15 protein-coding genes are annotated in these 14,900 nt (G+C 63.8%); 10 read left to right on the top strand and 5 right to left on the bottom strand.

Annotation, left to right across the window (positions count from 1 at the left end):
• Positions 1 to 213: 213 nt before the first annotated feature.
• The 10 genes from NKJ57_RS02105 (at position 214) to NKJ57_RS02060 (ending at position 10,228) form a co-directional block, all read left to right on the top strand.
• Positions 214 to 882 (top strand): response regulator transcription factor, encoded by a 669-nt coding sequence (locus NKJ57_RS02105; protein WP_023683295.1) that lies wholly within the window; start codon positions 214 to 216, stop codon positions 880 to 882.
• Positions 883 to 973: 91 nt separating this feature from the next.
• The gene (locus NKJ57_RS02100) at positions 974 to 2,227 is read left to right on the top strand and encodes a flagellar hook protein FlgE (protein WP_352510405.1); all 1,254 of its coding nucleotides are present in this window, start codon (positions 974 to 976) and stop codon (positions 2,225 to 2,227) included.
• A gap of 176 nt (positions 2,228 to 2,403) precedes the next feature.
• A complete protein-coding gene (flgK, locus tag NKJ57_RS02095; RefSeq protein ID WP_023686357.1) occupies positions 2,404 to 3,858 on the top strand; it encodes a flagellar hook-associated protein FlgK in 1,455 nt (484 codons plus the stop codon).
• 3 nt (positions 3,859 to 3,861) lie between these two features.
• Entirely contained in the window at positions 3,862 to 4,905 is a 1,044-nt protein-coding gene (locus tag NKJ57_RS02090; protein WP_023671892.1) for a flagellar hook-associated family protein, read from the top strand.
• Between the two features lie 30 nt (positions 4,906 to 4,935).
• Complete coding sequence (gene flaF / locus NKJ57_RS02085) at positions 4,936 to 5,283, top strand: flagellar biosynthesis regulator FlaF (RefSeq protein WP_023671893.1); 348 nt, start codon at positions 4,936 to 4,938, stop codon at positions 5,281 to 5,283.
• Positions 5,280 to 5,723 carry a flagellar biosynthesis repressor FlbT gene (gene flbT / locus NKJ57_RS02080; protein WP_023671894.1) on the top strand — a complete coding sequence of 148 codons (444 nt, stop codon included), beginning with the start codon at positions 5,280 to 5,282 and terminating at the stop codon, positions 5,721 to 5,723. The genes flaF and flbT overlap by 4 nt, the downstream gene beginning before the upstream one ends.
• On the top strand, positions 5,723 to 6,130 hold the full coding sequence (gene flgD, locus NKJ57_RS02075; protein WP_023671895.1) for a flagellar hook assembly protein FlgD: 408 nt from the start codon (positions 5,723 to 5,725) through the stop codon (positions 6,128 to 6,130). Before flbT ends, flgD begins: the two co-directional genes overlap by 1 nt.
• 24 nt (positions 6,131 to 6,154) lie before the next feature.
• Positions 6,155 to 6,421: a flagellar biosynthesis protein FliQ gene (gene fliQ / locus NKJ57_RS02070; protein WP_023671896.1), complete on the top strand. Its 267-nt coding sequence runs from the start codon at positions 6,155 to 6,157 to the stop codon at positions 6,419 to 6,421.
• 71 nt (positions 6,422 to 6,492) lie between these two features.
• Complete coding sequence (gene asnB, locus NKJ57_RS02065; RefSeq protein ID WP_352510403.1) at positions 6,493 to 8,361, top strand: asparagine synthase (glutamine-hydrolyzing); 1,869 nt, start codon at positions 6,493 to 6,495, stop codon at positions 8,359 to 8,361.
• Between the two features lie 223 nt (positions 8,362 to 8,584).
• Positions 8,585 to 10,228, top strand: coding sequence for an MFS transporter (locus NKJ57_RS02060; RefSeq protein ID WP_023804741.1), 1,644 nt, complete (start codon positions 8,585 to 8,587; stop codon positions 10,226 to 10,228).
• Positions 10,229 to 10,251: 23 nt separating this feature from the next.
• On the opposite strand, the gene NKJ57_RS02055 is transcribed toward NKJ57_RS02060, so the two are convergent.
• From NKJ57_RS02055 to NKJ57_RS02035, 5 genes are read right to left on the bottom strand one after another with little or no spacing between them, the layout of a single operon-like run.
• Entirely contained in the window at positions 10,252 to 10,620 is a 369-nt protein-coding gene (locus tag NKJ57_RS02055) for a cupin domain-containing protein (RefSeq protein ID WP_352510402.1), read from the bottom strand.
• A 58-nt stretch (positions 10,621 to 10,678) separates the two neighbouring features.
• Positions 10,679 to 12,064: an NAD(P)/FAD-dependent oxidoreductase gene (locus NKJ57_RS02050; protein ID WP_352510401.1), complete on the bottom strand. Its 1,386-nt coding sequence runs from the start codon at positions 12,062 to 12,064 to the stop codon at positions 10,679 to 10,681.
• 50 nt (positions 12,065 to 12,114) lie between these two features.
• Positions 12,115 to 13,230 (bottom strand): ABC transporter ATP-binding protein, encoded by a 1,116-nt coding sequence (locus NKJ57_RS02045; RefSeq protein ID WP_352510400.1) that lies wholly within the window; start codon positions 13,228 to 13,230, stop codon positions 12,115 to 12,117.
• Positions 13,227 to 14,024: an ABC transporter permease gene (locus tag NKJ57_RS02040; protein ID WP_023695739.1), complete on the bottom strand. Its 798-nt coding sequence runs from the start codon at positions 14,022 to 14,024 to the stop codon at positions 13,227 to 13,229. Before NKJ57_RS02040 ends, NKJ57_RS02045 begins: the two co-directional genes overlap by 4 nt.
• Positions 14,024 to 14,896, bottom strand: a complete 873-nt coding sequence (locus tag NKJ57_RS02035; RefSeq protein ID WP_352510399.1) for an ABC transporter permease — start codon at positions 14,894 to 14,896, stop codon at positions 14,024 to 14,026. The genes NKJ57_RS02040 and NKJ57_RS02035 overlap by 1 nt, the downstream gene beginning before the upstream one ends.
• Between the last annotated feature and the right edge of the window lie 4 nt (positions 14,897 to 14,900).

Here is a 14,900-nt window from a genome sequence, read left to right as displayed (position 1 = left end):
ATCTCTTGCGAACGGCTGCAAATCCACGCCCGGCGGGTGACGTGCCACGTCACCCGTTCGGCAACCAACGATACAACCTCCTGATTGCGGTTATTTCGAAACTCGAAATAACTCCCAAGAAAATAGCTACAAGAAATGATGGTTGTTCAGGATTCCCGGCACCGGTTACGGCTCTTCCCACGGGGCAGATGATCTGATTCGGAGGCGGGGCCGATGATTGTAATCGTTGACGAGCGTGAGCTCGTAACTGAAGGCTATAATTCACTTTTCGATCGTGAGGGCGTCGCCTGTGCAGGCTTCGCGTCCGGTGAATTCGGCGAGTGGGTGACATCGGCCGCCGACACGGATTTGCGATCGGTCCGAGCCTTCCTCATCGGCGACTGCCGCGAAGGCGCCATCTCGCCACGCCAGATCCGCGACCGCACCGGCGCTCCGGTTATCGCGCTCAGCGAACAGCACTCGCTTGAAAATACGCTGCGGCTGTTCGAGAGCGGTGTCGACGACGTCATCCGCAAGCCGGTCCATATCCGGGAGATCCTGGCCCGCATCACCGCCATCCGCCGCCGCGCCCATGAGGACGTCAGCTATACCGAGATCGGCGCCATGCGCATCTTCATGGACGGCCGCGATCCCGAGATCGATGGCCAGCCGTTGCCTCTGCCGCGCCGCGAACGCCGCATCCTCGAATATCTGGCGAGCAACCGCGGACGCCGCGTCACCAAGACCCAGGTCTTCAACGCCATCTACGGCATCTTCGACGAAGAGGTCGAGGAGAACGTCGTCGAGAGCCACATCTCCAAATTGCGCAAGAAGCTGCGCGAAAAGCTCGGCCAGGACCCGATAGATTCCAAGCGCTTCCTTGGCTACCGGCTGGTGTTCTGATGGCGGTCTGCGCCAGCCTCGCGCAAGACAGAAATTATATCCTCGCGACCACAGATGGGCCCAACGATGTTGGGCATTGAGGAGACGTTCGATGAGCCTTTACGGAATGATGCGGACCGGCGTTTCCGGCATGAACGCGCAGGCCAACCGCCTTTCGGCCACAGCCGACAACATCGCCAATTCCGACACCACCGGCTACAAGCGATCCTCGGCCGAGTTTTCGACGCTGATCATGCCGCAGGTCGGCGGCGCCTATAATTCCGGCGGCGTCAACACCACCATCCGCTCGGCCATCAGCGCCCAGGGCGTGCTGCAGTACACGACCTCGGTTTCCGACCTTGCGGTCAACGGCAACGGTTTCTTCGTCGTCCAGGACCCCAGCGGAACGCCTTTCCTCACCCGCGCCGGCGCATTCGTTCCCGACGCTCAGGGCAGACTGGTCAACGCCGCCGGCTACCAGCTGATGGCCTACAGCTACGCCAACGGCACACCGGCTGCCACCGCCAACGGTTTCGAAGGGCTGGTGCCGGTCCAGATCTCCGACCAGGAAATGACCGCGACGCCCAGCACCGCGGGCAACTTCAACGCCAATCTGCCGGCCGGCGCCACGCCGCCCGCCGGTCCGCTGCCGTCCACCAACAGCCCGACGGCGGAATACACGTCGAAATCCTCGATGGTCACCTACGACAATCTCGGCAACAAGAAGCTGCTCGACCTCTATTTCACCAACACCGGGAACGGCACCTGGTCGGTCTCTGTGTTCGACCAGTCCCAGGCGACGCCGGGCACATCCTTTCCCTATACGGGCGGCGCGCTGGCCACGGCCAACCTGACCTTCGACACCACCACCGGCAAACTCACCGGCGCCGTCGATTCGATTACCATCCCCGTACCGGGCGGTGCGTCGCTCGACCTCGATTTGTCCAAGCTGACTCAGCTCGGCACCGGCTTCACGGTCTCCGAAGCCAAGGTCAACGGCAACGCGCCCAGCACGATCGAAAAGATCCAGATCGGCGAGGACGGAGTCATTTACGCCCAGTATCAGGACGGCTCGACCAAGCCGCTGTTCAAGATCCCACTGGCCGACGTCCAGAGCGCCGACAACCTCACCGCACTGCCTGGCAATGTCTATGCGCAGTCCACCGACTCCGGCACCGTGCGCATCGGCTTCGCCAATGAAGGCAAGCTCGGCAGCATCATCTCCGGCGCGTTGGAAAATTCCAACGTCGATATCGCCGAGGAATTGACCAACATGATCGCGGCGCAGCGCAGCTACACCGCTAACTCGAAAGTGTTCCAGACCGGTTCCGACCTCATGGATGTCCTTGTCAACCTGAAGAGATAAACGACGGGCGCCAGGGGAATGAACCCAAACCAGAGCAGCGCGGTGCGCGGATTTCGAATTCAAGGCCACACCGGCAAACCGGCCGGGGTGGTCTGGAATTGCAGGTTTCCGAACGCCGACGCCGCCGACAGGGCAGAGACGTCATCCCCTCCCCACTGGCCTCGTGAAAGACCCGCATGTCGCTGACTTCCGCATTGACCATAGCCCAACAGTCGCTTCAGACCACATCGAAGCAGACCAGCGTCCTTTCCCGCAATATTGCCGACGCCAGCAACCCCGACTATGCCCGCCGCACGGCGGTCGTCGTCAGCAGCGCGCCCGGCGCCCGCTCGGTCGAGATCCAGCGCGCCACCAACGCCCTGCTGTTTCGCCAGAACCTTAGCGCGCAATCGGCATGGAGCGGCCAGAGCACGCTTTACAGCGGAATTGACCGCCTCGCCGTTGCCGTCAACGGCGTCGACAACGCCTCCTCTGCCTCGACCGCGATCGGCAAGCTGCAGAACGCGCTGCAGCTTTACGCCGCTACGCCATCCAACCAGAACCTCGGCTCCAGCGTCATCGACGCGGCCCAGCAGGTGGTGCGCGCTCTGAACGACGGCACCAACGCGATCCAGGATTTCCGCACCCAGGCCGATGGCGAGATATCAACGGCGGTTAACGATCTCAACTCGCTGCTTAGTCAGTTCCAGGACGCCAACAAGGCGGTCATCTCCGCAACCCGTTCGGGTACCGACGCATCCGACGCGCTCGACCAGCGCGACGCTTTGCTGAAGAAGATCGCGGACTATGTGCCGGTGTCGACCTTCACGCGTGGCGACAACGACATGGTCATCACCACCAAGGATGGCACGACACTGTTCGAGACCATTCCGCGCTCGGTAAGTTTCACCCCGTCGGCGGGGTACACGGCCGGCACACCAGGCAACACCATCTACATCGACAATGTGCCGGTCAGCGCCGGGGCTGGCGGCAACACCAGCGCCGACGGCAAGCTCGCCGGGCTCATCACCTTGCGCGACGGCGTCGCGGCGACGATGCAGAGCCAGCTCGACGAAGTGGCGCGCGGCCTCATCACCGCCTTTGCCGAAACAGCACCTTCGCAGCCCGACCGAACCGGCCTGTTCACCTGGTCGGGTGCGCCCGCCATTCCGGCCGCCGGCACGCTGATCGACGGGCTTGCCGGCTCGATCAAGGTCAACGCCGCAATGGACTCGAGCGTCGGCGGCAATCCGGTGCTGCTGCGCGACGGCGGCGCCAATGGTGCGGCCTATATCGCCAACACTGCCGGCAACGCCTCCTATTCGCAGCTCTTGATCGGCTATGGCGACAAGCTCGACAAGCCGATGCCTTTCGACGCTGCGGCCGGCATCACCGTCACGTCCAGCGTGTCCGACTACGCCGCCAATGCCATTGGCTGGTTCGAAGGCCAGCGCCAGCAGGCCTCGAGCAACGCCGACGCCAAGGAAGCGCTGGCATCGCGCACCGCCGAGGCGCTGTCCAACGACACCGGCGTCAATGTCGACCAGGAGATGTCGCTGCTGCTCGACCTCGAACACACCTATCAGGCCTCGGCGCGCATGATGAAAACCGTCGACGACATGCTGTCGGCCCTGCTCGATGCCGTAGGATAAGCCATGAAAGCCACATCCGTCTCATCAGCCGCCCTCTCCAACGCCGCGCGCTATCAGCAGATGCGCATGCAGGCCGAACTGGTCAAAGCCACCAAGGAATCGACGACCGGCACCGTCGCCGATGTCGGTCTGGCGCTCGGCGCGCGCACCTCGCAGGCGGTCACCTTCTCGCGCGACCTCGACCGGTTGAACGTCATCATCGATTCCAATTCGCTGGTCACCGCGCGGCTGTCCTCGACGCAGGCTGCGCTTGGCCAGCTTTCCGACACTGCGCAGAATTTGCTGACCGCGCTGACCGCCGCCGGCAATTCCTCGAGCACCATCACGCAGCAAGCCGGCAAGGCCGCCGTGCAGCAGATGACCTCTATCCTCAACGCCAGCGTCAACGGCGAATATCTGTTTGCCGGCACCAACACCGACGTCAAGCCGATCGACGATTTCACCGCCGCGGGCTCGCCGGCCAAGGCGGCGTTCGACGCTTCCTTCTCGTCGTATTTCGGCTTCACGCAGGCCGATCCGCTCGCTGCCAACATCACCGCCGCCCAGATGGACGGCTTCATCACCAGCAATGTCTTGCCGCAGTTCATGGGCTCCGGCTGGCAGGCCAACTGGTCGAACGCCACCGACCAGCAGATCGTCAGCCGCATTTCGCTGGGCGAAACCACCCAAACCTCGGCCAGCGCCAATGACGACAGCATCCGCAAGCTCGCCATGGCTTCCGCCCTGATCACCGGCCTGCTGTCCGGCAATATCAGCCAGGCGGCGAAGACCACCGTTGTCGGCCGCGCCCAGGCGATGGTCGGCGAGGCGCTGGGCGGGCTAGGGCAACTGCAGGCCGAGACCGGCCTTGCCGAGAAGCGGGTCTCCGACGCCAGCGACCGCATGAAGACGCAGGTCGACCTGTTCGAGCGCCATATCCTTGATCTGGAAGGCGTCGACCCCGCCGAGGCAGCCACCCGCGTCGCGGATCTGACGCAGCATATCGAGACGTCCTTCGCGCTGACCGCGCGCCTGCAGCAGATGAGCCTGCTGAACTACCTGACCTGACAATCTCAACCGCAACGGTAGAGCCAAACGATGTACCAATTCTCCTACGCCGACATCCAGACCGACTCCGTTGCCGATGCGAAAGATCGCGAGCGGCAGCTTTTGACCCGCTCGATCGAAATGCTGGCGGCGGCGGCGGCGGTCGGCCACACCTCGATGGAGGCGGTCGAAGCGCTGCACTTCACCAACCGGGTCTGGACCACCTTCGTCGAGGATCTCGGTTCCAGCGACAATGTCCTGCCCAAGGAACTGCGCGCCAACCTCATCTCCATCGGCCTGTGGCTGCTGCGCGAGGCCGAGGACATCCGCCAGGGCCGCACCGACAATTTCGAAGGGCTGATCGAAGTGTCCCAGATCATCCGGGACGGCATTCAATGACCAACACGCTGAAGATATCGCTGAAGCCGAACGAGAAGATCTACATCAACGGCGCCGTCATCCGCGTCGACCGCAAGGTCACCGTCGAGCTGATGAACGACGTACAGTTCCTGCTCGAGAACCATGTCATCCAGGCCGACGATGCCTTGACGCCGCTCAAGCAGCTCTATTTCATCCTGCAGGTGATGCTGATGAACCCGGCCGGCGCCATCGAGGCGCGCGCCATGTTCCGCCGCTCGCTGCCCTTGCTTTTGGCAAGCTTCGAGGATGAGCAGATCAGTGGCGCGCTGAAGCAGATCGACCGCATGGTCGGCGAAGACCATATCTATGAAGCGCTGAAGGCTATCCGTGCGCTTTATCCGCTCGAACGCCGCGCACTTGGCGGCAATGACGATGTTCAGGGTGCGAAGCGCCCGCTGGCCGTGGGAGCACAATACTGATGAATGTGGACATGACGACGACGATCCCCACGGGCGCCAACCAGGGCACCCAGCAGACGTCGAAGACAGCGGTCGACTACCAGTCGTTCCTGAAGCTGTTGATCGCCGAGATGAAGAACCAGGATCCGACGAAACCGATGGATTCGACGCAGTATGTCGCCCAGCTCGCCACCTTCTCGCAGGTAGAGCAATCGGTGCAGACCAACACCAAGCTCGACCAGATCATGCAGTCCTCGGCGCTGTCGCAGGCCGATGCCTTGATCGGCCGCTCGATCACCTCGGCCGACGGCAAGACGACCGGCGTCGTGGCCTCGGTCAAGCTTGCAAGCAACGGCGTGATCGCCGTGTTGCAGAACGGCACCGAAGTGCCGGTCGGCGCGGGCGTTTCGATAAAGCCGGCCAGCTAGACAGTTCCATAGAGGCGCGCTCACATGAACGAGGCCGACGCACTCGACATCGTCCAGTACGCGGTATGGACGGTGCTTGTTGCTTCCGCGCCGGTGGTGCTGGTCGCCATGGTGGTCGGCATCGGCATTGCCCTGATCCAGGCCCTGACCCAGATCCAGGAAATCACCCTGACCTTCGTACCCAAGATCGTCGCCATCATGCTGGTCGTGGCGCTGACCGGTCCGTTCATCGGCAGCCAGATCTCGGCCTTCACCAACGTCATTTTCGAGCGCATTGAAAACGGGTTCTAGGCAGCGCTTGCAGGCGGCTGTGTTCCGGCTAGATTGCAGGCCATGACTCAGGCAGAACTCACCGGCAGGCCATGTGCGGAATAGCCGGCGTCTGGCGCAAACGAAACCCGATCGACGCCAACGACCTGTCGGATGTCGCCAGCATGATGCAGGCGCTGGTACATCGCGGCCCCGACGATCATGACAGCTGGCACAACAATCGGCTGGCCCTCGGTCACCGCCGACTGACCATCATCGATCCCTCGCCCGCCGCCCGTGAGCCGATGCTGACTTCTTCCGGCGATGGCGTTCTCGTCTACAATGGCGAGGTCTACAATTACCGCTCGTTGCGCGAAACGCTGCAGGCGCAAGGCGTCGTCTTTCGAACCATCTGCGATGCCGAAGTGGTTCTCGAAGCCTTGCATCACTGGGGTCCCGAAAAAGCCGTGCCGCTGTTCGACGGGATGTTTTCCTTCGCCTATTTCGACGCTCGCAGCAGTGCGCTGTGGCTTGCGCGTGACCGTCTTGGAATCAAGCCGATGTCGGTGGCCGACACGCCGGAGCGAATCCTGTTCGCCTCGGAGGACAAGGCGATCCTCGCCTGCGACGGTTTTCCGCGCGACATCGACAGCCGCGAGATCACCTTGCGGCTTGCCTGGCAGAGCCGCGATTCCAGCTACAGCCTGTTCGACCGCATCGAGCGCCTGCCGCCCGCCGGCCTGTGGAAGATCACCGATGGCGTTATCGAGAAGCGCCGCTTCTGGCATGTGCTGGACGTGCTGGAGACCGCGCGCATTACCGGCGATGCATCCGCTGATGCTGAACACATGGCGACGCTCGAGGCGTTGCTCAAGGACAGCGTCGGACTTCACTGCATCGCCGATACCAGCGTTGCCACCGCCTGCAGCAGCGGTGTCGATTCCGGCCTGATAACGGCGCTGGCAAAGCGGTTCAGGCCGGAAGTCCACGGTTATGTCGTCGACCCGCAGCTCGGCAACAGCGAGGCCGAAGACGCCGAACGCACCGGCCGCCATGTCGGCGTGCCCTTGCGCCGGGTGCCGGTCGACAGGAACCGGTTTTTCGAACTTTGGCCAAGGGTAATCTGGCATCTTGAAAGCGATGGCTGGCACGCCAGCCATGTCGCACTGCTGGCGCTTGCCGAACGATGCCGGGCCGATGGCGTCAAGGTGCTGCTCACCGGCGAAGGCGCAGACGAATTGTTTGGCGGCTACCCCTTGCAGGCCTTGAGCATGAAGAAGTGGCGTTCCTGGTCGTGGCCCCGGCGCCTGGTCCATTCGAAGCGCTCGCTCGACCGGAGATTCGAGCAACAGCGTAATGCCCCCTACAAGGTCTCGGCTGGAAGCCACTCACAAATGGATCGCAGCATGGTCCTGCGTGCTTTGTCGCCGGAGCTGAATTTTCTGCAAACCGAGATCTTCGACCGCCTGGAGCCGGTTATGCCGCCCGCGGATCGCGCCTTTCTCGGTAGTTGCCTCTACGACCTCTATTCGCATCTGCAGGACATCCTGCACCGGCACGACCGGCTGAGCATGGCGGCGTCCGTGGAACTGCGGGTCCCGTTCCTGGAAAACCGCCTGATCGACTTCGCCATCCATTTGCCGAGGCGGCAGAAATACCGCGACAAAACAGGAAAATGGCTTTTGCGAAAGGTCGCTGAAAAGCATATTCCGCGCCAGAACGTCCAGGCGCGCAAGATCGGCTTCGAGATGTCGTCGCAATTTTCGGCCGGCACGGAGACTTTGCTACGCGGCGGTTTCCTGCGCGATGCCTTGAAATGGCCCGCCGCGAATTTGGAGGACATGGTCCAGTTGGCGCGGCGCGAGCAACCGTCCAGGCTGCGGCTTGTCGGCATGGAGCTTTTCCTGCGCCTTCACGCCGGCGGCGAGACGACAGGCACGCTGACCGAAGCCTTGCATACCGCTGCCCGGGACAGAAGCTGACTTCGCGCGCGGCCGACAGCCCCGCGCAGTGGACCAATGAGAACATCGCTCTGGGTAGCGAACCCTTCCCGGCTGACGTATTTTCGCCTTGCTATCCTGTTGTTGGACCATGATCTTTTTCGAAGACGCGTTCGCCCTTTTGGATGTCGTGCTCTATTTCAAACGGATGCCATGATTGTCGTCCCGGCGGACGAAACCAGCACGTTAAGGTGGGACAGGTCTGATGATCGATGACGAGCCGGACAGCGAACGCGTTTCGGCGCTGGCGCCGTTCCGGCACGGCATCTTCCGCGCCGTCTGGTCGGCCAGCCTGGTGTCGAATTTCGGTGGCCTGATCCAGGGCGTCGGCGCCGCCTGGATGATGACCACCATCGCCACGTCGCCCTATCAGGTGGCGCTGGTCCAGGCCTCGGCCACTCTGCCGATCATGCTGTTTGCACTCGTCGCCGGCGCCATCGCCGACAGCTTCAACCGGCGCAAGGTGATGCTGATCGCCCAAATCTTCATGCTGGTCGTCTCTGCACTTCTAACGCTGTTCACCTGGAACGGCTGGATGACGCCGTGGACGCTGCTTGCCTTCACCTTCCTGATCGACAGCGGCACCGCGCTCAACAACCCGTCCTGGCAGGCATCGGTCGGCGACATGGTGCCACGCAACAAGCTGCCGGCGGCGGTTGCGCTGAATTCGCTGGGCTTCAACCTGACGCGCAGCGTCGGCCCGGCGATCGGCGGCATCATCGTTGCCGCCGCTGGTGCGGCTGCTGCCTTCGCCGCCAATGCGCTGAGCTATATAGGTCTCATCATCGTGCTCTTCCGCTGGAAGCCGGAACTGCCGGTTTCGACGCTGCCGCGCGAGACGCTGGGCGCCGCCATGGGCGCCGGCCTGCGCTATGTCGCCATGTCGCCCAACATCGGCAAGGTGCTGGTCAGGGGCTCCGCCTTCGGCTTCAGTGCCGGCGCGGTTTTGGCGCTGCTGCCGCTGGTGGCGCGCGACGTCGTCAAGGGCGATGCCTTGACCTACGGCATCATGCTAGGCGCCTTCGGCATCGGCGCCGTCGGCGGCGCGCTGATCAGCGTGCGTCTCAGACAATTGCTGTCCAGCGAGACGATGGTGCGCATGGCCTTCGCCGGCTTTGCCGTCTGCGCCTTCAACGCCGCCATCAGCCTCAATGCTTGGCAGACCGCGGCGGGTCTGCTCATCGGCGGCGCCTGCTGGGTGATCGCGCTGTCGCATTTCAACGTCACGGTGCAGATGTCGACGCCGCGCTGGGTCGTCGGCCGGGTGCTGTCGGTTTACCAGACGGCGACCTTCGGCGGCATTGCGCTGGGCAGCTGGATCTGGGGCGTCGTTGCCGATGCGCATGGCGCCGAAACCGCGCTGATTGCGGCGGCCATCGCGATGCTTGTTGGTGGCGCGATCGGCCTGTTCCTGCCGCTGCCGCAGCAGACGACTCTCAACCTCGACCCGCTCAACCGCTTCAAGGAGCCGCATCTCGGCCTCGACCTGAAGCCGCGCAGCGGCCCCATCGCCATCATGATAGAGTACATTATCCGCGACGAAGATGTGCCCGAATTCCTCGCCACCATGGCCGAGCGCGGGCGCATCCGCCGCCGCGACGGCGCCCGCAACTGGACGCTGGCTCGGGACTTAGAAAATCCCGCAGTCTGGATCGAGCACTACCACACGCCGACCTGGCTGGAATACATCCGCCACAACCGGCGCGCCACCCATGCCGACGGCGTCGTCGGCGAGCGGGTGCGGGCGCTGCACAGCGGCGACGAACCGCCGCGCGTGCGCCGCCTGATCGAGCGCCCGACGACCGCCGGCACCGCGCTGGTCTCGCCGAAGGGGCCGATCGATCACTGAGCTCGCCATAGCCGTAGCGCCGGTCAGCCGGCGCTCTGGATCATGTAGAGCTTGCGCGTGGTCTCGCGTATCAGCCACTCGCCCTTCCAGCCCTGCGGCAGGACGAGGAGATCGCCCGGACCGAGTTCCCGCACCTCGCCACCGATGCGGCTCAGTTCCACGCGCCCCGAAATGATGTGGCAGATCTCCGACGAGTCCGAACGATCGGCGGTGAAGCGGCCGGGCGTGCATTCCCAGATGCCGACATCGACAGTCCCGTCCGGCGATTGAAAGAACGAGCGCACGGCCTCGACCTGATCCCCTTCAATCGAGGTTGGCTTAGGAGAGAACGCGCCGATCTCGGCCTTGGCGAGATCGTGGAAGGTCGAAAGATCGATCAAGTCTAGCTCCATGGATAAGAGCAATTCCAGGAAAGGTGTCTGCCCCGGAATTGCGTGAGAACAAATGGCTTTAGTGGCCGGTGATGCTGTCGGCCAACGCGGCCAGCTTCGAGGTGCGCGCAAGCCCTGCCGCCTCGCGGCCATCGGCAATGCGATAAAGCTGGTACATCGAATGCACGCCCAGCCAGCGGAAGGGCTCCGGTTCCCATGGCCTGACCTTGCGGTTGACCCAGGGCAGCTTCGTCAGCTCGGTGTTTGCCCCGAGAACAAGGTCAGCCAGCGTGCGCCCCGAAAGGTTGGAGCTGGACACGCCGAGGCCGACATAGCCGCCGGCCCAGCCGATGCGGGTCGCGGGATCGAGGCCGACCGTGGTGCACCAGTCGCGCGGCACGCCGAGCACGCCGCACCAGGCGTGATCGATGCGGCATCCCTTGGTCTGCGGCAAGAGCGTCGTCAGGATCGTGTGCAGCTGGTCGATCGTGGCCTGCTGCGTCTGGCCGTTGACGTCGGTGCGCGAGCCGTAGCGATAAGGCACGCCGCGTCCGCCCATCGTGATGCGTCCCTCACGCGTGCGCTGGGCATAGCAATAGGCATGCGCCGCATTGCCGAGCAGTTCGTGCCCTTCCCAACCGATGTCGCGCCACAGGTCGGCAGGCAGCGGCTCAGTCACGATCTGCGCGCTGTTGAGCGCCAGCCAGGTCCGCTCCTCGCCGGGGATGCCTGATGTAAAACCCTCGGTCGCGCGGATGATCGTCTCCGCCTGCACCGTACCGCGGTCTGTCGTCACGCTGCCCTTGGCGATGCTTGTCACCGTCGTCTTCTCATAGATCGGCACGCCCAGCCGCTTGACGGCATCGGCAAGCCCGCGCACCAGCTTGGCCGGCTGCACCCGCGCCTGGCCATGGACGACGAAGCCGCCCATGACGTTACGGATGTTGATGCGCGTGCGCGTTGAGGCGGCGTCCAGCATCTCGACGCGGTTCGGGTCGACATCCCAGGAACGGATCGTCTCGCATTCTTCGCGCACGCGCTCCAACTGCGCTGCGTTGGTGGCCACCGTCAGATTGTCGACGCGGCGAATGTCGGCGTCGATGCCTTCCTCGGTCGCGACCCGGATCACTTCATCAACGCAGCCTGCCATCGCCGCCTGCATCGCCATCACGCCTTGGCGGCTCGATGTCTTGAGATATTTTTCGCGCGACCAGCTGAAGCCGCCCGACAGCCAGCCGCCATTGCGCCCCGAAGCGCCGAAGCCGGCAAATTCGCGCTCGACGATCACGACGCGCAGCGATGGCTTCGCCTTTTTCAGATAGTAGGCGGTCCACAGGCCGGTATAGCCGGCGCCGACAATGGCGACATCGGCCTCGATGTTTCCAGGCAAGGACGGGCGCGGAACGGGAACCGCCCCCAGATCCGCATACCAGAACGATATGTCGCCGTTGCGCTTGGCTTGCATGGAATGACTTTCAGATGGGATCAGGCCAGATGGGATCAGGCCAGATGGAATCAGGTGAGTGTGGTGTCGGCGCTTGCGTCGTCCGCGAGCAGCTTGGCATCGCTGCCGTCGAAGCAGAGCTCGACCTTGTCGCCGAGGCCAAAACTCTCGCCGGTCAGTGGTGAGCGCACGATCGCGGCCGAGCCGTCGGCGAGCTTAACTTCGTATTTCGATTCCGAGCCGAGATAGATGGCTTCCGCGATCGTCCCCGACAGGCGGTTGGCGCCATTGGCAGCACTTTGGCCGGCTCTTCGGATCGCGAGCTTTTCGGGACGCAGCAGCATCACCGGACTGGCTTCTCCCGACAGCTTACGCGGTACCGTCACCGTCTCGCCGGCGATGCTCAGCGCGGTGCTGTTGCCATCGCTGCGCGCCTTGCCGCGCAGCACGGTGGAATCGCCGATGAAGCGGCCGACGAACAGCGTTGCCGGCTCGTCATAGAGCTGGCGGCCGGTGCCGACCTGCTCGATGCGCCCGCGGTTGAACACGGCGATGCGGTCCGACAGCACCAGCGCCTCTTCCTGATCGTGCGTGACATAGACGAAGGTGGTGCCGAGTTCGCGATGGATGCGCTTGATCTCGAGCTGAAGCCATTCGCGCAGCTTCTTGTCGAGCGCGCCGAGCGGCTCGTCCATCAGGAGCAGCGGCGGGTCGAAGACGATGGCGCGTGCCAACGCCACGCGCTGCTGCTGGCCGCCCGACAATTCGCTGGGATAGCGATGCGCGAAATCGCCCATCTTGACCATGTCGAGCGCCCTTGCCACGCGTGTCTGCCGCGTCGCCTGGTCGACGCCGCGCAGCGTCAGCGGATAGGCGACGTTGCGGCCGACGCTCATATGCGGGAACAGCGCGTAATGCTGGAAGACGACGCCGATGTTGCGCTTGTGCGCCGGCATGCCGACGACGCTTTTTTCCCCGACCAGAAGCTTGCCGCTGGTGACATCGGTGAAACCGGCAATCACGTTGAGCGTCGTCGTCTTGCCCGAGCCGCTGGGGCCGAGCAGCGTCATGAACTCGCCGGGCTCGATGCGCAGCGACACGCCGTCCAGCGCCTTGAAGCCGCCATAGGCCTTGCTGATCGCTTCGAGATCGATCGCCGCGCCCTTGCTTGTCGGCTTCGGATTCATTGGCGTCCTTTCCGCTCGCGGCCAAGAAGGAGCATGCCGCCGCCGATCAGGATCGTGGTCGCGAAAAGCAGGATCGTGCCGACAGCCGCGACCGTCGGATCGGCGTCGCGCGTGATCGAGGCAAAAATCTGCACCGGCAATGTCTTGAGATAGGGGTTCGTGATGAACAGCGACACGACAATCTCGTCGAACGAGGTGGCGAAAGCGAACAGCAGGCCTGAGAGCACGCCCGGCGCGATCAGCGGCAGCGTCACCGTGCGAAACGTGGTCAGTGCGCCGGCGCCCAGGCTCGCGGCGGCTGTCTCCAGCCGGCGGTCGAACACTTCGAGACTGGCCGAGACCGCGATCAGCACGAAGGGCAGCGCAAGGATGGTGTGGGCCAGCACGAAGCCGAGCAGCGTCCCGACGAGCTGCGTGTCGAGATAGACGGCATAGATGCCGATCGCCAGCACCACGCCCGGCACCACCATCGGCGTCAGCATCAGCATGCGCAAAAGGTTCGCCGGCCGCGCCTTCATGCGGTCGAGGCCGAAGGCGGCAAGCGTGCCGAGCACCGTTGCCAGGACGGCAACGATGGAGGCGACTTTCAGCGAGTTCAGGAAGCTGTTCGACCAGTCCGGATTGGTGGCGAAATTCTGGTACCACTGCCAGGAAAAGCCTTGCGGCGGAAACGCCAGCGATTTGTTTTCGTTGAACGACATCGGCACCACGACCAGCGTCGGCGCCACCAGCCATATCGCCACCAGCAGGCAGACGAGCCCGAGAAGAACGCGGGTGAGCGGCTTCATCTCCATCAGCGCCGCCCCGCTTCCCGATGACTGGACCGCATCACAGGTGCTGCCAGCGCCAGCAGCACGAAGGTGGTGACCAGCAGAACGACGCCCATGGCGCCGCCCCTGCCCCATTGAAGCAGGCTGAGCACCTGCGTCTGCACCAGCGTCGACAGCATGGTCGAGCGCGGGCCGCCGAGCAAAGCAGGCGTGATGTAGAAGCCGAGCGACAGGATGAAGACGATGATCGCGCCGGCATAGACGCCGGGCAGCGACAGCGGCAGATAGATGGTGAAGAACGCGCGCGACGGCCGCGCACCGAGGCTTTGCGCCGCACGCATCAGCCTGAGGTCGATGCCTTGCATCACGGAATAGAGCGGCAGGATCATGAACGGCAACAGCACCTGCGCCATGCCGATGACCACGCCGGTCTGGGTGCGGATCAGCTTGACGCCGCCGAACCCGACCGAGCGCAGCAACGAATTGATGACGCCCGAATCCTGCAGCAGGATCACCCATGACAGCGTTCGCACCACACCACTCACCCAGAACGGGATCAGCACGCAAAGCACAAGCACCAGCCGGACGCGCGGCCCGACCGCGGTCATCAGATAGGCATAGGGATAGGCCGCGATGACGCAGACCAGCGTCACCCAGGCCGAAATGACGAAAGTCCGCTGCAGCACTGTCAGGTTGACCGGCGCGCCGAAGAACCAGGCATAGTTCTGCAGCCCCCACTCAGGTTCCGACAGGCTGCGCAGCACGATGGTGAGCAGCGGATACCCGATCACCGCGACGAGCAGGATGAGCGCCGGCGCCGTGAGCGCGAACGGCCGCCATGCCCGACCCGACCGCGCATGGGCGGCGGGTTGGGCGATGGGTTCGGACGCGCTCACGGCC

This window comes from Mesorhizobium sp. M0077, assembly GCF_040322955.1.
Lineage (GTDB): Bacteria > Pseudomonadota > Alphaproteobacteria > Rhizobiales > Rhizobiaceae > Mesorhizobium.
Note: the sequence above shows the minus strand (reverse complement) of the source record. Positions and strands in the feature narration are given on the sequence as shown.